Origin of the sequence: Pedococcus sp. (genome assembly GCF_036000045.1) — a bacterium.
GTDB lineage: Bacteria > Actinomycetota > Actinomycetes > Actinomycetales > Dermatophilaceae > Pedococcus.
The window spans coordinates 76,556-94,379 of sequence record NZ_DASYGF010000060.1 but is presented as its reverse complement, the minus strand read 5'-3'; the positions used below and the strand labels follow the sequence as shown (position 1 = coordinate 94,379).

The window sequence follows — 17,824 nt, the reverse complement described above, 5'->3', positions numbered from 1 at the left end:
CCGGACGCGGTGTTGAGCGGGGTCGAGCTGCTCGCGGAGCAGCTCGACGCCGACGTGATGGTGGTCGACATCGGTGGCGCGACCACGGACGTGTACTCGGTGCTGCGCCCCCAGGGTGAGGACGCCGAGCTGGCCAAGGACGTGGTGGCGCCCCTGTGGCACGCCCGCACCGTCGAGGCCGACCTCGGCATGCGCTGGAACGCCGAGGGTGTCGTCGAGGCGGCGGGTCGCGAGCACCTGTCGCTGCCCCCGGGCGCCGAGAGGTATGCCGCCGCCGTGGCACGCGAGCCGGGTCGCCTCCCGTCCGGGCCGGCCGAGCAGGCGCTGGACTGCGCGCTGGCGCGGGCTGCCGCCGTGGTGGCGGTGCGCCGCCATGCTCGGCCACCCGCGCAGGGGGCCGGTCCGCGACCACTGTCGGACGTGCGGCTGCTGGTGGGGTCGGGTGGCGTGCTGCGGCACGCGAGCGATCAGGACCGGTCGCACGTGCTGGGCGCGGTGGTGGCCGACCATGCGGGCGGCTGGCGGGTGCCCCGCGAGGCGGCGGCCGTCACCGACACGGCATACCTGCTCTTCGCCGTGGGGCTGCTCGGGGAGCGGCACCCCGAGGTGGCGCGGCGGCTGGCCGAGGCGGTTGTCGGTGGGCGGTCGTAGCGTCGCTGCATGACCGACACATCGATGGTGACGCCGCTCCTCGACCTCGTGGTCCTCGACTGCCCTGACGCACGGGCGCTCGCAGCCTTCTACTCCACGATCCTCGGCTGGCCGGCCGAGGACGACTCCTCCGACGACTGGGTGACTCTCCGTCCGCCCGGCGCTGAGCCTGAGCAGGGCCGAGCGTCGCGGCCCATGGGGCTGGCGTTCCAGCAGGTCGAGCGGCACCAGGCGCCGACCTGGCCGGAGGGTCCTCGACCTCAGCAGTTCCACCTCGACTTCGCGGTGCCCGACATCGAGCAGGCCGAGCCGGGGGTGCTGGCCGCGGGGGCCACTGTGCACGAGCACCAGCCCTCTGAGACCGGCAGCTTCCGGGTCTATCTGGACCCCGCCGGCCATCCGTTCTGCCTCTGCGCCGAGTGACGCCGCCGGGGGCTTGTGCGAGTAGGTGCTCGCGATATAACGTGTTATGAACGCGATATAACGCGAGATGGGAAGGGTTCGGAAATGGTTGGCTTCATCCCCCAGGTCCGGCCTAGGGTCGAGCGATGACGCCCCTGGCCATCGAGGCCGACCACCTGGTCAAGAGGTTCGGCGACCAGACCGCGGTCGACGACGTCAGCTTCGGCGTGCCCCAGGGTTCCGTGCTGGGGCTGCTCGGTCCCAACGGAGCGGGCAAGACGACCGCGGTCCGCATGATGACCACGCTGACCACGCCCACCAGCGGCACCGCGCGGGTGGCAGGTCACGACGTCATTCGCGAGGCCGACGCGGTGCGCCGGTCGATGGGCCTGACCGGTCAGGCGGCGACCGTCGACGAGCTGCTCACCGGGCGTGAGAACCTGCGCCTCATCGGCTCCCTCTACGGTCTCCCGCGCGACTACGTCAGGCGTGCCGGCGGTGACCTGCTCGACCGGTTCTCCCTGGCGGATGCCGGTGACCGGCCGGTCAAGACCTACTCGGGGGGCATGCGACGCCGGCTCGACCTCGCGGTGAGCCTCATCGCGACCCCACCGGTGCTCTTCCTCGACGAGCCGACCACCGGGCTAGACCCGCGCAGTCGCGTCGAGCTCTGGGAGGTGCTCCGCGGTCTGGTCAACGACGGCACGACACTGCTGCTGACCACCCAGTACCTCGAGGAGGCCGACCACCTCGCCGACCGCATCGTCGTGATCGACCATGGCCGGGTCATCGCCGAGGGCACACCGTTGGAGCTCAAGGACCGCAGCGGGCGCGCCAGCATCGTGCTGACGGTCTCCAAGGCCGACGAGCTGGGCACCGCGGAGCAGCTGTTGCGCGACCATGTGACCGAGGTGCACGTCGACGTGGCGGCCAGGCAGCTGACCGCTCCTGCCGAGGGGCTTCGCGACATGACCCGGATCGCGGCCGTCTTCGAGGGGAGCACCATCGAGCTCGACGACCTCGGGCTCAAGCGACCGAGCCTGGACGACGTCTTCCTGCACCTCACCGGCCACCGTGCCGACAATGCCGCCGAGGCCGATGACCGTGGCGACGACACCGCCGACCGTGAGGAGCTGGCGTCATGAGCACCGACACCGAGGCCCGCGTAGTGACGAGTGGGACGGCCCGTGCCGAGATCAGGCGGACCGGCCTGCTGAGACAGTCCTTGGCGATCGTGCGACGCAACCTCATCCACATCAAGCGCATGCCTGAGATGCTCATGGACGTCACCATCCAGCCCGTGATGTTCGTGCTGCTCTTCGCCTACGTGTTCGGCGGCTCGATCGCCGTCAACGGGTCTGCCGCCGGTTATCGCGAATGGCTGATGGGCGGCATCATGGGCCAGACCATCGCCTTCGCGGCGGCCGTGGTGGCCATCGGGCTCACGGCAGACCTGGGCAACGGCATCGTCGACCGTATGCGGTCGCTGCCGATCAACCCTGCCGCCGTGCTGGTGGGGCGCAGCCTGTCCAGCCTCATCCACTCCAGCATCGGCATCCTGGTCATGTCCGTCACGGGGCTCGCGGTGGGCTGGCGCATCCACGGTGGTGTGGGCGCGGCGCTGCTGGCCTACTGCCTCCTCCTGCTCTGGGGCTTCGCGATGATCTGGGTCGGCATCCTGGTGGGCTCGAGCCTGCGGTCCGTCGAGGCGGTCAACGGCATGATGTTCACGACGCTGTTCCCCATCACCTTCCTGGCCAACACGTTTGCGCCTACGGAGCGGATGACCCCGTGGCTGCGCACGATCGCCGAGTGGAACCCCATCTCCTCGCTCGTGCAGGCGGTCCGCGAGCTGTGGGGCAACGCCGCCGCGGCGCCACCCGACGCGGCGCTCCCGCTGCACCACCCCGTCCTGACCACCCTGCTGTGGACCATCGGGATCACCGTGGTCACGGCGCCCCTGTCGGTCCGCGCCTTCCGGCGGCGTACCCAGCAGTAGTCCCGGGCGCTCGGGCGGGGCGTCGGGCGGGCGTTCCTTCGGGCGATAGCCTGCGCCCATGGCATCACCGTTGCTGTCCGTCTCGGTGGACGACATCCGCGCTGCGCAAGACCTGCTCAGCGGTGTCGTCCGCCCCACGCCCCTCGAGTTCAGCCGGGCCCTCGCCGACCGCGTGGGCACTGACGTCTATCTCAAGTGCGAGAACCTCCAACGCGCCGGGTCGTTCAAGATCCGCGGCGCGTACACCCGCATGTCGCGCCTCTCCGACGAGGAGAAGGCCCGGGGTGTCGTCGCGGCCAGCGCCGGCAACCACGCGCAGGGTGTCGCCCTCGCCGGTCAGCTGCTGGGCATCGACGTCAAGGTCTACATGCCTTTCGGCGCGCCGATGCCCAAGCTCACCGCGACCAAGGCGTACGGCGCGACCATCGAGCAGGTGGGCACGACCATCGACGAGTGTCTGGTCAAGGCCCGAGAGTGGGAGGCCGAGACCGGAGCGGTGCTGATCCACCCCTTCGACCACCCCGACATCGTGGCCGGGCAGGGGACAGCGGGCCTGGAGATCCTCGACCAGTGCCCCGACGTGAAGACCATCGTCGTCAGCGCCGGCGGCGGGGGCCTGCTCGCGGGCATCGCCGTGGCGGTCAAGGCGTCCCGCCCTGACGTCCGGGTGGTGGGGGTGCAGGCCGAGCAGGCCGCGGCATACCCCTTGTCCTTGGCGGCGGGCAAGCCGGTGCCGTTCGCGAACATGCAGACCATGGCCGACGGGATCGCGGTCGGTATGCCGGGCGAGGTGCCCTTCGCCCTGGTGCGCGAGCTCGTCGACAGCATGGAGACGGTCAGCGAGGAGAGCCTCTCCCGCGCTCTGCTCTTCGTCCTGGAGCGAGCCAAGCTCGTCGTCGAGCCGGCTGGGGCGGCCGCCGTCGCGCACCTGCTGGAGCGGGCCGGCCAGCACATGGACGGGCCCGTCGTGGCGGTGCTGTCCGGCGGCAACATCGACCCGCTGCTGCTCCTGCGGATCATCCGGCACGGCATGGCAGCGGCGGGGCGCTACCTGCAGTTCCGGGTGCGCGTCTCGGACCGCCCCGGGCACCTGGCACGTCTGCTCGCCGACTGCGCGGCGGTGGACGCCAACGTCCTCGAGGTCGAGCACATCCGCACCGGCACCACCATCACCGTGGACGAGGTCGAGATCGGCCTGCAGCTCGAGACCCGCGGACCGCAGCACTGTGAAGAGGTGCTGCGCACCCTGCGGGGCAAGGGCTACCAGCTCAAGTTCGGCTGAGCCCCGTCCGCATCCGCGGGGGCGCCGGCTCAGGGAACGTAGGGCGTGGCGGCCTTGACGGTGACGTCGATGGTCTTGCCGTTGGGGGCGGTGTAGGACGCGGTGTCGCCGATCTTCTTGCCGTTGATCGCGGCGCCGAGCGGCGACTTCTCGCTGTAGACCTCGAGGTCCGAGCCGTCGGCGATCTCACGCGAGCCGAGGAGGAACTGCACGTCGTCGCCGAACATGTCGACGGTGACCACCATGCCGGGGGTCACCACCCCGTTGTCGGCCGGAGCGGCACCCACGGTGGCGTTCTCGAGCAGCTGGGTCAGCTGGCGGATGCGGGCCTCCATCTTGCCCTGCTCCTCCTTGGCCGCGTGGTAGCCGCCGTTCTCCTTGAGGTCGCCCTCCTCGCGGGCCGCCTCGATCTTCTTGGCGATCTCCGTACGGCCGTCGCCGGAGAGCTGGTCCAGCTCGGCCTTCAGACGGTCGAAGGCCTCCTGGGTCAGGTAGCTCGCGGTGGGGGTCGCGGTGTCGCTCACGTCGTACTCCTTGATCGGGGTCCCCGGGACGCGGCTGCGCGATGGGGAGGCTGTTACGCGTAACGGCCCGGACCCGACCACGCGCACGTCGCCGGTTCCAGACCGCTGGGTGAAACGACGATTCTACAGCCGGGGTCGACCGTGGTCCATCTCGGGCGCCTGGACGGGGCCGCGTTCAGGGGTTCGGCGAGCAGCTCTCGACCTCGCCCGTCACGGCCCGGGAAGCCGTCTTGACGACCACCCGCTGGTGCACGTCGCGCTCCGAGGTTGCGGGCACGGTGACGTTGAGGACCCCCACGACGCCGAAGGTGCGGTCCAGGGCGCGGACCGTGCACACGACGGCTTGGCCGGGTGAGCGGTCCACGTCGAAGTCGACGCGCACGGAACGGTCGTCGAGCACCTTGTAGCCGGTGACCGTCGGGGTGATCTGGCCCAGGGTGTTCGCCAGCCCGAGCCAGACGGCGAGTGCGACACCGATGGCGCAGCCGATGATGCCGACCACCCACCACTTCCCGGTGCCGGGTGCGGGGCGGGGGAGCGGCATGACGAGGTCCTTCTGACAGATGAGAGGATGGCAAGCGGTTTCGGTGCCCGTCTCGGTGGGCAACCCCATTGTCCGTGACGGCGAGAGAGGTTCTGCACGTGGCTGACCGGTTGCGGCTCATGGCTGTGCATGCGCATCCCGACGACGAGTCCAGCAAGGGCGCGGCCACGATGGCCAAGTACGTCGCCCTCGGGCGCGACGTACTGGTCGTCTCGTGCACCGGTGGCGAGCGCGGTGACGTCCTCAACCCCGGGCTCAAGGACGACCCGCACATCGCCCGCGACCTGCCGCGAGTGCGCCGCGAGGAGATGCAGCGGGCCCAGGAGATTCTCGGGGTCCAGCACACCTGGCTCGGCTTCGTGGACTCCGGTCTGCCCGAGGGCGACCCGCTGCCCCCGCTGCCGGAGGGATGCTTCGCCCTCGAGCCGCTCGAGGTCACCACCGAGGCGCTGGTGCGCGAGATCCGCAGGTTCCGCCCTCACGTGCTGACGACCTACGACGAGAACGGCGGCTACCCCCACCCCGACCACATCATGTGCCACCGGGTGTCGATGGCTGCGTTCGAGGCGGCCGGTGACCCCGCGGCATACCCCCATGCGGGTGAGCCGTGGCAGCCGCTGAAGATCTACTACCACCAGACCTTCACCAAGGACCGCATCGTGGCCTTCCACGAGGCCCTCACCGCCCTCGGTGAAGAGAGCCCGTATGCCGAGTGGCTGGAGAACTGGGGCGACCGCCCCGCTCGCACCATCACCACGCGCGTCCACTGTGCCGACTACTTCGACCAGCGGGACCAGGCGCTGCTCGCGCACGCGACCCAGGTCGACCCTGACGGCACGTGGTTCCGCGTGCCGCGCGACCTGCAGGCCCAGGCCTGGCCCACGGAGGACTACGAGGCGGCCCTGTCCTACGTCCCGGTGGAGCCGATCGAGGACGACCTGTTCGCCGGCATCCGCGACGCCGCAGAGGGTGACGCCCTGGCGACCCGAACCGACCTCGCGATCGCCTACGACGGCCGTACGGAGGCCACCGTATGAACGGCGAACCCTCCACCCTGGTCTCGCCAGGCATCTGGGGCTTCATCGCCTTCTTCGTCCTGGCGGTCGCTCTCTATCTGCTCATGCGCAACATGAACGCCCGGATGCGCCGGATGTCCTACCGTGCCGAGGAGCTCCAGCGCGAGGCGGAGGACCGGAGTCAGGGCCAGGGCGAGGCCGCTCAGGCGGAGGCCGACGAGACGGATGACGCCACCCCTGCGCAGGAGCAGACTGAGGACCCCGGACAGAAGCCGGGCACCCAGTCCCAGAGCTAGTCGGCCAGTGCGCTGACGTCGGAGGTCGTGTCATGAGCGGTCGGATCGTGCATTTCGAGCTTCCCTACGACGACGCCGAGCGGGCTCGCGCGTTCTACGGCGGCATCTTCGGCTGGGACATCCAGAGCTACCCCGGCATGGACTACTCGATGGTGTCCACTGGGCCGTCTGGCGACACCGGGCCCACCGAGCCGGGCTTCATCAACGGGGGCATGGCCCAGCGCAGCGAGGGCTTCTCGGGTCCCACGGTGGTCGTGGACGTGGACGACATCGAGGAGACACTGGCGCAGATCGAGCAGAACGGCGGCTCGCTCCTGCTGGCGAAGCGGCCCGTCGGCGAGATGGGGTGGACGGCCTACTTCACCGACCCGGAGGGCAACGTCGTCGGGCTGTGGGAGACCAAGCGCTCGTCCTAGCGCGGCGCCGGTGAGGTGCGAACGCCGCGGCGGTCAGGCGGGGTGCGCCCCGTAGATCGTCATCGACACGGCGATGTAGTGCACCGTGAACGCCGCCAGCGTCAGCGTGTGGAAGATCTCGTGGAACCCGAACCAGCGTGGGGACGGGTTGGGCCGCTTGATGCCGTAGACGACAGCGCCCGCCGTGTAGAGGAGCCCGCCGACCGCGATCAGGGTGACGATGACGGGGCCGCCGAAGTGCAGGAGGTCGCGCAGGTAGAAGACCGACACCCATCCGAGGGCGACGTAGACGGGGGTGTAGAGCCAGCGCGGGGCACCGACCCAGAAGACGCGGAACAGCACGCCCGCCACCGCGCCGATCCAGACGATGAGCAGCATCGTGCGCGCGTCGGACCGGGGCAGGAGCAGGGCGAAGGGCGTGTAGGTGCCGGCGATGATGAGGAAGATGTTGGAGTGGTCCATCCGCTTGAGGACCCCAGCGACCCGAGGTGACCAGTTGCCCCGGTGGTAGATGGCGGACGTGCCGAAGAGCATCCAGGCCGTGACGGAGAAGACCACGGCGGCGACCCGGCCCGAGGTGGTGGGCGCCAGGGCGATGAGCACGATGCCGGCGGCTACGGTCAGGGGAGCCATGCCCGCATGGAGCCAGCCCCGCAGGTGGGGCTTGGCTGCGGTGACGACGGTCTCGAGGGGGCCCTGGTCGGGGGCGGCGGGAGTCGTGGCCATGGGTGGACTATAACCTACGGTCCCGTAGGTTACTGATGCGTAGGTTGTGGGCTGCGCCTCATCGCCGGGCGGTATGCCGCGTCTCGGGCGGTGCGCCACCGTTCCCAGCCTGCGGGGGTAGCGTGGAGCCGTGGCCCTGTCGGACGTCCTCTATCTCGCATATGAACGGCGGCTGCGACGTCGGCTCGCGACGGCCACGCTGCCCCGCCATGTCGGGGTCATGCTCGACGGCAACCGGCGCTGGGCCGCCCAGCGGGGTCACGGCACCAAAGAGGGCCACCAGGCCGGCGCGGACAACATCGCGAACTTCCTCGACTGGTGCGAGGAGGCCCGGGTCGAGGTGGTCACCCTGTGGCTGCTGTCGACCGACAACCTCAGCCGGCCCGCCGCCGAGGTGGTGCCGCTGCTCTCGATCATCGAGACCACGGTGTCAGACCTCGCGGCGACCAAGCGATGGCGGATCAACCCCGTGGGCTCGCTCGACCTGCTCCCGGCCGAGACCGCTCGCCGCCTCAAGGAGAGTGCCGACCTCACCGAGGACGTCCACGGGATGACCGTCAACGTGGCGGTGGGCTACGGCGGGCGCCAGGAGATCACCGACGCGGTCCGTTCCATGCTGATGGCCCATGCCGCCCACGGCACCACGATCGAGGAGCTCGCCGAGACACTCCAGGTCGAGCACATCGCCGAGCACCTCTACACCAAGGGCCAGCCCGATCCGGACCTGGTGATCCGCACCTCGGGGGAACAGCGCCTGTCCGGCTTCCTGCTGTGGCAGAGCGCGCACAGCGAGTTCTACTTCTGCGAGGCCTACTGGCCCGACTTCCGGCACGTGGACTTCCTGCGCGCCCTGCGCGCCTACTCTGAGCGCAACCGCCGCTTCGGCGGCTGAGCCGACCCGCCGACCCGCCCGGCCGACCCGCCGGCATACGACCGTCTGAGTCGCCCCTCCGACGGACAGGTGAACTCTTGGGGGAACTCGTCTCGGCTCGGGCGTGGCATCCCGCCGGGGGGCCCCGCGAGTCGTAGCGTCGGCAGTGACGTGGAGCACCCGCCCCGCGTCCTGGGAGGCCCACTATGGAGCTGTTCGAGCTCCGCGCGGAGGGCCGGATCCGGTCCCACCGCGGTGGGAGATGGACCCGGCACCTCGGTCGCGATTAGGCGCAGAGCGCCGGGCTGCGGCGCGCTGTGCCAAGGAGAGACATTGGCCCGCAACGCTTCGAACCACGGCACCACCGGTCGCGCCTCGACCACCACGCACGACGCCTCCACCCCGTCCACGACCGGCTCACCTGCCGTTCGCCGGACGTTCGTCCTCGACACCTCGGTCCTGCTGTCCGACCCGCGCGCCATGCTGCGTTTCAAGGAGCACGAGGTCGTCCTGCCGGTGGTCGTCGTCACCGAGCTCGAGGCGAAGCGGCACCATCCCGAGCTGGGGTACTTCGCCCGCCAGGCGCTGCGCCTGCTCGACGACCTGCGGATCCGTGAGGGGCGTCTCGACTCGCCCGTCTCGGTGAGCGAGGAGGGGGGCACCCTGCGGGTCGAGCTCAACCACACCGACCCGACATCGCTGCCGGCCGGGTTCCGGCTGGGCGACAACGACACCCGCATCCTCGCGGTCGCCAAGAACCTCTCCAGCGAGGGCGACGACGTCACGGTGGTCAGCAAGGACCTGCCGATGCGGGTCAAGGCGTCGGCTGTGGGCCTGGCCGCCGAGGAGTACCGGGCGGAGCTGGCCGTCGACAGCGGCTGGACCGGCATGGCCGAGCTCGACGTGAGCGTCGAGGAGATGGACGCCCTCTACGAGCACGGCCGTATCGAGAACGCCGCCGCCGCCGAGATGCCGTGCCACACGGGCCTGGTGCTGCTCTCGCCGCGGGGAAGCGGTCTGGGGCGCGTCGGGGCCGACAAGCAGGTGCGGCTGGTCCGTGGGGACCGCGACGCGTTCGGGCTGCACGGGCGCAGCGCCGAGCAGCGGATCGCCCTCGACATCCTGCTCGACCCCGACGTGGGCATCGTCTCGCTCGGGGGCCGAGCGGGCACGGGCAAGTCGGCGCTCGCGCTGTGCGCAGGCATCGAGGCCGTCATGGAGCGTCGCCAGCAGCGCAAGGTGGTGGTCTTCCGACCCCTGTATGCCGTGGGCGGCCAGGAGCTCGGGTACCTGCCGGGGAGTGAGTCCGAGAAGATGGGGCCCTGGGCCCAGGCGGTCTTCGACACCTTGGGTGCGCTCGTCTCGCACGAGGTGGTGGAGGAGATCATGGACCGCGGCATGCTCGAGGTCCTGCCCCTGACCCACATCCGGGGGCGCTCGCTGCACGACGCGTTCGTCATCGTTGACGAGGCGCAGTCGCTCGAACGCAACGTGCTGCTCACCGTGCTGTCCCGGGTCGGCCAGAACTCGCGGGTGGTGCTGACCCACGACGTGGCCCAGCGCGACAACCTGCGGGTCGGCCGGCACGACGGGGTGGCCGCCGTGATCGAGGCGCTCAAGGGGCACCCGCTGTTCGCGCACGTCACGCTGACGCGCAGCGAGCGCAGCCCGATCGCCGCCCTGGTCACCGACCTGTTGGAGGGCCTGGAGGTCTGACCCCGTCCGCTTCCCACTGAGCAGACGCCCGTCCCACTGCGCCCCGAGCAGCTCTCAGCGCAGTGGGACGGGCGTCTGTGTAGTGGCGGTCGGGGGGGCGTAGTGGTGGTCGGGGGGCCCCAACCGACGAACGGGTCATCCGAACGGCTGAAATTGGCGTCACATCTGTCACACCAGTCACATCGAGATGGGGCAAATTGGAGATCGAGGGCCATCGAGGCTAAGGTCTCGGTTTCATAACGTGCCGGCTCGCAGACCTGATGGGGCGACTGGCCGCTCCCCGCAGCATCTGTCCCGGCACCGACTGAGGCCACCTCCACGGTGGTCTTTCCTTTGGAGGAACCTGTATGAGCCAGCCCTACCAGGGTCGACACCGTCAGGTGAAGGCCCCCGGCAGGACCGCCTCTCACACCTCCGGCCTCACCAGGGCCATCAGGCGTCCCGCAGTCACGTCCAGCGTTCTGCTGGCCGTTCTCGCGACCACGGCCGCCGGCTACCAGGCGACAGACCGGCACCAGACCGGGTCCGCCGGGTTCACTGTCAGCACCGAGGCGGTCGCGCAGGCCAACGAGCTGTCCGATGCCCAGCTCGAGGACACGGCCAGGCTCGCCGCCGACCGTAACGCCACCAACGCCGGCCTCGCCGCGGCCCAGGAGCAGGACCGCCTCACGGCCCTCGTCGCCGCGAAGGCCGCCGCCAAGGCCCGTCAGGATGCGGCTGCCAAGGCCGCCCGCGACCAGGCGCGCCAGGCGCTCGAGGCCCAGAAGCAGGCCATCCTGGCCAACGCGCAGGCCGACCCCCGCGCCGCGGCACAGGCGCTGCTGTCCGAGTTCGGCTTCGACGCCGGCCAGTTCGGCTGCCTGGACAACCTCTGGAACGGCGAGAGCGGCTGGCGCTTCAACGCCTCCAACGGCTCCTCGGGCGCCTACGGCATCCCGCAGTCGCTGCCCGGCTCCAAGATGGCCAGCGCAGGCTCCGACTGGCAGTCCAACCCGGTGACGCAGATTCGCTGGGGACTGCAGTACATCAAGTCCTCCTATGGCACCCCCTGCAACGCCTGGAACACCTGGGAAGGCCGCTCGCCGCACTGGTACTGAGCGGACCTGGTCGGACCCGAGTCCGGCCGTGGCCCGACTCGAGCCGGGCTGAGCTCAGACCGGCGGCCGGGTCATCGCCAGGACGTCGAGAGCGTCGTCGAGCTGCTGCTCCGTGATCTCGCCACTGGCCACATGTCCCCGCTCGACGACGATGTCCCGGATCGGGCGACGCTCCTTGATGGACTGCTTCGCCACGGCCGCGGCGGCCTCGTACCCGATGTAGCGGTTCAGCGGCGTGACGATCGAGGGCGATCCCTCGGCCAGCTCCAGCGCCCGCTCCCGGTCGGCCTCGATGCCGTCGACACACCGGTCGGCCAGCAGCCGGGACGTGGCCGCCAGCAGCTCTGCGGACTCGAGGATGTTGCGGGCCATCACGGGCAGCATGACGTTGAGCTCGAAGGCTCCTGACGCGCCGGCCAGGGTGATGGTGGTGTCGTTGCCGATGACCTGGGCGCAGGCCATCAAAGTCGCCTCGGCGATGACGGGGTTGACCTTGCCCGGCATGATGCTCGAACCCGGCTGCAGGTCGGGCAGGTGGATCTCGCCCAGTCCCGAGCGGGGCCCGGAGGACATCCAGCGCAGGTCGTTGCAGATCTTGGTGAGGCTCACCGCCACGACCCGCAGCGCGCCACTCAGCTCGACGACGGCGTCCTGCGCCGACTGTGCCTCGAAGTGGTTCGCCGCCTCGCGAAAGGCGACTCCGGTGCGCTCGCTGACCCGCTCGATCACCGCGGCCGCGAACCCCGGGGCGGCGTTGAGGCCGGTCCCGGCGGCGGTGCCGCCCAGCGGCAGCTCGGCGGTGGCCTGAGCAGCCACGAGCACCCGCTCGGCACCGAGCTCGACCTGGCGGGCATAGCCGCCGAACTCCTGGCCGAGCGTCACCGGGACGGCGTCCATGAGGTGGGTCCGGCCGGCCTTGACCACGTCGGCGAACTCCGACTCCTTGGCTCGCAGCGCCTGGGCGAGGTGGACCAGGGCGGGCGCGAGGTCGCGGTGGACGGCCAGCGTGGCCGCGATGCGCAGAGCGCTGGGGAAGGTGTCGTTGCTGGACTGTCCGGCGTTCACGTGGTCGTTCGGGTGCACGGCCTCGCCGGTGGCGAGGTGGGCCAGGCGGGCGAGCACCTCGTTGACGTTCATGTTGGTGGAGGTGCCCGACCCGGTCTGGAAGACGTCGATCGGGAACTGGTCGTCATGCTTGCCCAGCGCCACCTCCTGGGCGGCTTCGCGGATCGCCTGCGCACGACTGTCGTCCACCACACCCAGCTCGGCGTTCACCTCCGCAGCGGCGCCTTTGAGCAGGGCGAGGGCATGGATGACGCCGGCGGGCACCGGTCGGCCCGAGATCGGGAAGTTCGCCACGGCGCGGGCCGTCTGGGCGCCCCACAGCGCCTCGGCCGGCACCTCGACGTTCCCCATGGAGTCGTGCTCGGTGCGGGTGGGGGCGGAGGCAGGGTCCTGAGCGGGCGGCATACAACCATCATGCCCCGCCCGTATGCCGAGCAGCGTCCTCAGAGCTTGCGGAGGCGGATGCGGCGGACGTTGTGGTCCTTGCCCTTGGCGAGCACCAGGGTGGCCCGGCTCCGGGTGGGCAGCACGTTCTCGCGGAGGTTGACCTCGTTGATCTTCGCCCAGATGTCGGCGGCGGTGGCCCGCGCCTCGTCGTCGGACAGCCACGCATAGCGGTGGAAGTAGGAGTCGGGGTCGGCGAAGGCCGTCTCGCGCAGCCGCAGGAACCGGTCGATGTACCAGTGTCGGATGTCGTCGAGATGAGCGTCGACGTAGACCGAGAAGTCGAAGAAGTCGCTGACCGCCAGCCCCGTGCGGCCGTCCGCATGCAGCCGTGGCGCCTGCAGCACGTTGAGCCCCTCGACGATCAGCACGTCGGGCTGGCGCACGACGATCTGCTGGTCCGGGACGATGTCGTAGGTGAGGTGGGAGTAGACGGGGGCACGCACCTCGGCCTTGCCGGACTTGACCTCCGCGACGAACCGCAGCAGCGCGCGCCGGTCGTAGGACTCGGGAAAGCCCTTGCGCTGCAACAGGCCCCGCCGCTCGAGCTCGGCGTTGGGATAGAGGAACCCGTCGGTCGTCACCAGCTCGACCTCGGGAGTTCCTGGCCAGCGGGACAGCAGCTCCTGGAGCAGGCGCGCGGTCGTCGACTTCCCCACGGCCACCGAGCCCGCCACCCCGATGACGAACGGCGTCTTGGCGGGGCTCTCGCCCAGGAAGTCGCCGGTGATGCGGTGCAGGCCCGCGGTGGCTCCGACGTAGAAGTTGAGCAGCCGCGACAGGGGCAGGTAGACCTCCTCGACCTCAGCGAGGTCGATCCGGTCCCCGAGCCCGCGCAGCCGGGCCACGTCGGCCGCGTCGAGGTTGAGCGGCTGGTTCTGCCGCAACCGCGCCCAGGCGGCGCGGTCGAGCTCGACGTAGGGCGAGGGAAGGGCGCCGGTGCCGTTCGCGGGGTGGCTCACGGGCGCCATTGTGGCCCACGGGTGCCGCTGGAGCGCGCAGCGTCGGATGCCGGTGAGACGCCCGTCGCCGGTTAGGCTGCACGCCATGTGTGGAATCGTGGGTTACGTCGGACCCGTCGCCGACGGCACAGCGCTGGACGTCGTCATGGAGGGCCTGGCCCGGCTCGAGTACCGCGGTTACGACTCGGCCGGCGTCGCGCTCGTCACCGAGAGCGGTGTCGTCAGCGAGAAGCGCGCCGGCAAGCTGGTCAACCTCCAGGAGGCGCTGGCCGCGGACGAGCTCCCCGGCTCGACCACGGGCATCGGTCACACCCGCTGGGCGACCCACGGCGGCCCGACCGACCAGAACGCCCACCCCCACCGTGGTGGGGTCGATGGCAAGCTCGCGCTCATCCACAACGGCATCATCGAGAACTTCCACCAGCTCAAGCAGGGGCTGCTCGCCGACGGCGTCGACTTCGCCAGCGAGACCGACACCGAGGTGGCCGCTCACCTCGTGGCGCGTGAGTATGCCGCGACGGGCGACCTCACGAGCGCGATGAAGGCCGTCGTCAACCGCCTCGAGGGCGCCTTCACGCTCCTCGCCGTCCACGCTGACAGCCCTGGCGTCGTCGTCGGCGCACGCCGCAACAGCCCGCTCGTGGTCGGGCTGGGCGACGGCGAGAACTTCCTGGGCTCGGACGTCGCCGCCTTCATCGGGCACACCCGTCAGGCTCTCGAGCTCGGCCAGGACCAGATCGTCACGATCACCCCCGACTCCTACGACGTCATCGGGTTCGACGGAAGCCCGGCCGAGGGTAAGCGCTATGAGGTGACCTGGGACGCGGCCGCCGCCGAGAAGGGCGGCTACGCGACCTTCATGGAGAAGGAGATCTACGAGCAGCCGCACGCCGTCCGCGACACCCTGCTCGGCCGTACCGACTCCGATGGCCGGCTCGTGCTGGACGACATGTCGATCACCGAGGACCAGCTCCGCAACGTCGACCGGATCATCATCGTGGCCTGTGGCACCGCGGCCTACGCGGGCATGGTCGCGAAGTACGCGATCGAGCACTGGACGCGGATCCCCGTCGAGGTCGCCCTGGCCCACGAGTTCCGCTACAGCGACCCCATCGCGACCGACCGCACGCTCGTGGTCAGCATCAGCCAGTCCGGCGAGACCATGGACACCCTCATGGCCGTCAAGCACGCCCGTGAGCTGGGCGCCCTGACGCTGTCGATCTGCAACACCCACGGGTCGACGATCCCGCGCGAGTCCGACGCCATCCTCTACACCCACGCCGGTCCCGAGATCGCCGTCGCCTCGACCAAGGCCTTCCTGGCGCAGATCACCGCCTGCTACATCCTCGGCCTCTACCTCGCACAGCTGCGCGGCGGCACCTTCGCCGACGACGCACAGGCCGTGATGAAGGAGCTGCACGAGATCCCCGGCAAGCTCGAGGAGCTGCTCGGCCGGATGGCACGGGTCAAGGAGATCGCGCGGTTCATGGCCGACACCCGGTCGGTGCTCTTCCTCGGGCGCAACGTCGGCTATCCGGTGGCCCTCGAGGGTGCGCTCAAGCTCAAGGAGCTCGCCTATATCCACGCCGAGGGCTTCGCCGCCGGCGAGCTCAAGCACGGTCCGATCGCCCTGATCGAGGCCGGCCAACCGGTCTTCATCGTCGTCCCCGGCCCGGGCACGCCGCACGGGCTCCACAAGAAGGTCGTCTCCAACATCCAGGAGATCCGTGCCCGCGGCGCCCGCACGCTCGTCGTCGCCGAGGAGGGTGACGAGGACGTGGTGCCGTTCGCCGACGAGGTGATCCGGGTGCCCGCGACCTCGCCGCTGCTGGCGCCGCTGCTCACGGTGGTGCCGCTGCAGGTGTTCGCGCTGCACCTCTCGACCGCCAAGGGCCTCGACGTCGACCAGCCGCGCAACCTCGCGAAGTCGGTCACGGTCGAGTGACCCGCCGTCCGGATCGGGCGCAGCACCGATGATCGTGGGAGTCGGGATCGATGTCGTCGACATCGAGCGCTTCGGCGCGACCCTGGAGCGCACCCCCGGCCTGCGCGACCGGCTCTTCACACCCGAGGAGCGTGAGCTCCCGCTGAACTCCCTCGCTGCCCGCTTCGCCGCCAAGGAGGCCATCGCCAAGGCGCTCGGCGCCCCGGTCGGCCTGCAGTGGCACGACGCGACCGTGCGGCGGGGCGAGGACGGCCGCCCCCACCTGCAGGTCACCGGCACCGTCGAGGCGCGGGCCGAGGCGCTGGGAGTCCACGCCATGCACGTGTCGCTGTCGCACGACGCCGGTATCGCCTCGGCCGTCGTGGTCGCGGAGGGCTGAGCCGTGCTCGACGCCTACGCTCCGGACCGGGTACGGGCTGCAGAGTCCCGCCTGATGGAGCAGCTACCCGAGGGTGAGCTCATGGGCCGCGCCGCCGCCGGGCTGGCGGAGGTCTGCCGCGCGCGTCTCGCCGAGCGTGGCGGCACCTCGGTGGTGGCATTGGTCGGTCCGGGCAACAACGGCGGCGATGCCCTGTATGCCGTGGCCCACCTCGCGGAGGAGGGCCTCGACTGCGTGGTGCTCCAAGGGGACTGGGACGCCCACCCGGGGGGACTGGCGGCCGCGACCGCGGCCGGTGTGAGGGTGCTCCGTGGCGATGCCGAGGGGCAGGCCGCCGCCCTGGCAGGCGCGGACCTCGTGGTCGACGGGGTGCTCGGGATCGGGGGGCGCCCGGGGCTGCCGGGCGAGGCCGTGACCTGGGTCGACGCGATCCCGGAGTCCGCCTTCGTCGTGGCGGTCGACCTGCCGTCAGGACAGGACCCCGCCGGCGAGCACGCCTCCGACCAGGGCGTCTTCGCCGACGAGACGGTGACCTTCGGTGTTGCCAAGCCGGTGCACCTGCTCCCCGCGACGGAGCTCGCGGTGGGGCGCCTCACGGTCGTCGACATCGGCCTGACCTTCGAGCGCGCCGGTGACGTGCAGCGCCTCGGCCACGACGACGTGGCGCTGCTGTGGCCCCGGCCCGGCGCCACCGACGACAAGTACTCCCGCGGGGTCCTCGGCGTCGTCGCGGGCAGTGAGGACTACACCGGGGCGGCTGTGCTGTGCTGCACCGCGGCCGTCGGCGCCGGCCTGGGCATGCTCCGGTATGTCGGGCCGCCGACTCCCGTCTCGCTCGTGCGGGCCGCAGTTCCCGAGGCGGTCATCGGCGTGGGGCGGGTGCAGGCGTGGGTCGTCGGCCCGGGCATCGACGCCACGTCCGACACCGACACCGCCCGAGCCCAGCTCGATGCCGGTCGCGAGGCGCTGGCGTCGGACCTGCCCGTCCTCGTCGACGCCGGCGGCTTGGACCTCGTCGACGGCTCCCGCAAGGCCCCGACCCTGCTGACCCCGCACGCCGGCGAGCTGGCCCGGCTGCTGAGCCGGCTCACGGGCACCGAGGTCACCCGGGCTCAGGTCTCGATCACGCCGCTGGCGCACGCCCGCCGGGCCGCCGACCTCACGGGCGCCACGATCCTGCTCAAGGGGTCGACCACCCTGGTCGTGCCGCCGACCTCGGCGGACCTGCCCGTGCGCAGCCAGAACGACGCCCCACCGTGGCTCGCCACGGCCGGGGCGGGTGACGTCCTGGCCGGTCTCTGCGGTGCGCTGCTCGCCGCGGGGCTCTCACCGCTCGACGCAGGCAGCCTCGGCGCCCTGGTCCACGGCGTGGCTGCCGATCGGGCCAACCCCGGTGGCCCGCTGCGCGCGCTGGCGGTGGCGCACGGCATACCGACGACCGTGGCGCACCTGCTCACCCGCTGAGCCGCCGCCAGCGGCATCCGAGTGG

The 17,824-nt window shown here is 70.9% G+C and carries 19 protein-coding genes; 14 read left to right on the top strand and 5 right to left on the bottom strand.

Annotation, left to right across the window (positions count from 1 at the left end):
• From VGN50_RS09635 to ilvA, 5 genes are all read left to right on the top strand, one after another.
• A partial coding sequence (locus VGN50_RS09635; protein WP_327444544.1) for a glutamate mutase L occupies positions 1–651 on the top strand: 651 nt, incomplete at its 5' end.
• Between the two features lie 9 nt (positions 652–660).
• Positions 661–1,074 (top strand): VOC family protein, encoded by a 414-nt coding sequence (locus VGN50_RS09630; protein WP_327444543.1) that lies wholly within the window; start codon positions 661–663, stop codon positions 1,072–1,074.
• Positions 1,075–1,199: 125 nt separating this feature from the next.
• Positions 1,200–2,198: an ATP-binding cassette domain-containing protein gene (locus VGN50_RS09625; protein WP_327444542.1), complete on the top strand. Its 999-nt coding sequence runs from the start codon at positions 1,200–1,202 to the stop codon at positions 2,196–2,198.
• Complete coding sequence (locus VGN50_RS09620; protein ID WP_327444541.1) at positions 2,195–3,052, top strand: ABC transporter permease; 858 nt, start codon at positions 2,195–2,197, stop codon at positions 3,050–3,052. Before VGN50_RS09625 ends, VGN50_RS09620 begins: the two co-directional genes overlap by 4 nt.
• 58 nt (positions 3,053–3,110) lie before the next feature.
• On the top strand, positions 3,111–4,334 hold the full coding sequence (ilvA, locus tag VGN50_RS09615; protein WP_327444540.1) for a threonine ammonia-lyase: 1,224 nt from the start codon (positions 3,111–3,113) through the stop codon (positions 4,332–4,334).
• A 29-nt stretch (positions 4,335–4,363) separates the two neighbouring features.
• On the opposite strand, the gene greA is transcribed toward ilvA, so the two are convergent.
• The gene (gene greA, locus VGN50_RS09610) at positions 4,364–4,858 is read right to left on the bottom strand and encodes a transcription elongation factor GreA (RefSeq protein ID WP_327444539.1); all 495 of its coding nucleotides are present in this window, start codon (positions 4,856–4,858) and stop codon (positions 4,364–4,366) included.
• A 175-nt stretch (positions 4,859–5,033) separates the two neighbouring features.
• On the bottom strand, positions 5,034–5,402 hold the full coding sequence (locus tag VGN50_RS09605) for a DUF4307 domain-containing protein (protein WP_327444538.1): 369 nt from the start codon (positions 5,400–5,402) through the stop codon (positions 5,034–5,036).
• Between the two features lie 98 nt (positions 5,403–5,500).
• Here VGN50_RS09605 and mca point away from each other — a divergent pair, with 98 nt between their 5' ends.
• From mca to VGN50_RS09590, 3 genes are read left to right on the top strand one after another with little or no spacing between them, the layout of a single operon-like run.
• Complete coding sequence (gene mca / locus VGN50_RS09600) at positions 5,501–6,439, top strand: mycothiol conjugate amidase Mca (protein WP_327444537.1); 939 nt, start codon at positions 5,501–5,503, stop codon at positions 6,437–6,439.
• Positions 6,436–6,714: a hypothetical protein gene (locus VGN50_RS09595; protein ID WP_327444536.1), complete on the top strand. Its 279-nt coding sequence runs from the start codon at positions 6,436–6,438 to the stop codon at positions 6,712–6,714. The genes mca and VGN50_RS09595 overlap by 4 nt, the downstream gene beginning before the upstream one ends.
• 32 nt (positions 6,715–6,746) lie before the next feature.
• On the top strand, positions 6,747–7,130 hold the full coding sequence (locus VGN50_RS09590; protein WP_327444535.1) for a VOC family protein: 384 nt from the start codon (positions 6,747–6,749) through the stop codon (positions 7,128–7,130).
• A gap of 33 nt (positions 7,131–7,163) precedes the next feature.
• Here VGN50_RS09590 and trhA read toward each other — a convergent pair whose 3' ends face one another.
• Positions 7,164–7,856: a PAQR family membrane homeostasis protein TrhA gene (trhA, locus tag VGN50_RS09585; protein WP_327444534.1), complete on the bottom strand. Its 693-nt coding sequence runs from the start codon at positions 7,854–7,856 to the stop codon at positions 7,164–7,166.
• Positions 7,857–7,986: 130 nt separating this feature from the next.
• Between trhA and VGN50_RS09580 the strand changes: the two genes are divergently transcribed.
• The 3 genes from VGN50_RS09580 to VGN50_RS09570 all read left to right on the top strand — a co-directional run bounded on the left by VGN50_RS09580 (position 7,987) and on the right by VGN50_RS09570 (position 11,540).
• Positions 7,987–8,748: an isoprenyl transferase gene (locus VGN50_RS09580; protein ID WP_327444533.1), complete on the top strand. Its 762-nt coding sequence runs from the start codon at positions 7,987–7,989 to the stop codon at positions 8,746–8,748.
• Between the two features lie 312 nt (positions 8,749–9,060).
• The gene (locus VGN50_RS09575) at positions 9,061–10,443 is read left to right on the top strand and encodes a PhoH family protein (RefSeq protein ID WP_327444532.1); all 1,383 of its coding nucleotides are present in this window, start codon (positions 9,061–9,063) and stop codon (positions 10,441–10,443) included.
• A 347-nt stretch (positions 10,444–10,790) separates the two neighbouring features.
• Positions 10,791–11,540 (top strand): hypothetical protein, encoded by a 750-nt coding sequence (locus tag VGN50_RS09570; protein WP_327444530.1) that lies wholly within the window; start codon positions 10,791–10,793, stop codon positions 11,538–11,540.
• 54 nt (positions 11,541–11,594) lie between these two features.
• On the opposite strand, the gene VGN50_RS09565 is transcribed toward VGN50_RS09570, so the two are convergent.
• Entirely contained in the window at positions 11,595–13,010 is a 1,416-nt protein-coding gene (locus VGN50_RS09565) for a class II fumarate hydratase (protein WP_327444528.1), read from the bottom strand.
• A 38-nt stretch (positions 13,011–13,048) separates the two neighbouring features.
• Entirely contained in the window at positions 13,049–14,020 is a 972-nt protein-coding gene (gene coaA / locus VGN50_RS09560; protein WP_327444547.1) for a type I pantothenate kinase, read from the bottom strand.
• Between the two features lie 76 nt (positions 14,021–14,096).
• Here coaA and glmS point away from each other — a divergent pair, with 76 nt between their 5' ends.
• The 3 genes from glmS to VGN50_RS09545 are packed head-to-tail and all read left to right on the top strand — an operon-like array spanning position 14,097 to position 17,799.
• Positions 14,097–15,956: a glutamine--fructose-6-phosphate transaminase (isomerizing) gene (glmS, locus tag VGN50_RS09555; protein WP_327444527.1), complete on the top strand. Its 1,860-nt coding sequence runs from the start codon at positions 14,097–14,099 to the stop codon at positions 15,954–15,956.
• 28 nt (positions 15,957–15,984) lie between these two features.
• Positions 15,985–16,335 carry a holo-ACP synthase gene (locus tag VGN50_RS09550; RefSeq protein WP_327444526.1) on the top strand — a complete coding sequence of 117 codons (351 nt, stop codon included), beginning with the start codon at positions 15,985–15,987 and terminating at the stop codon, positions 16,333–16,335.
• Between the two features lie 3 nt (positions 16,336–16,338).
• On the top strand, positions 16,339–17,799 hold the full coding sequence (locus VGN50_RS09545; protein WP_327444525.1) for a bifunctional ADP-dependent NAD(P)H-hydrate dehydratase/NAD(P)H-hydrate epimerase: 1,461 nt from the start codon (positions 16,339–16,341) through the stop codon (positions 17,797–17,799).
• Positions 17,800–17,824: the final 25 nt, after the last annotated feature.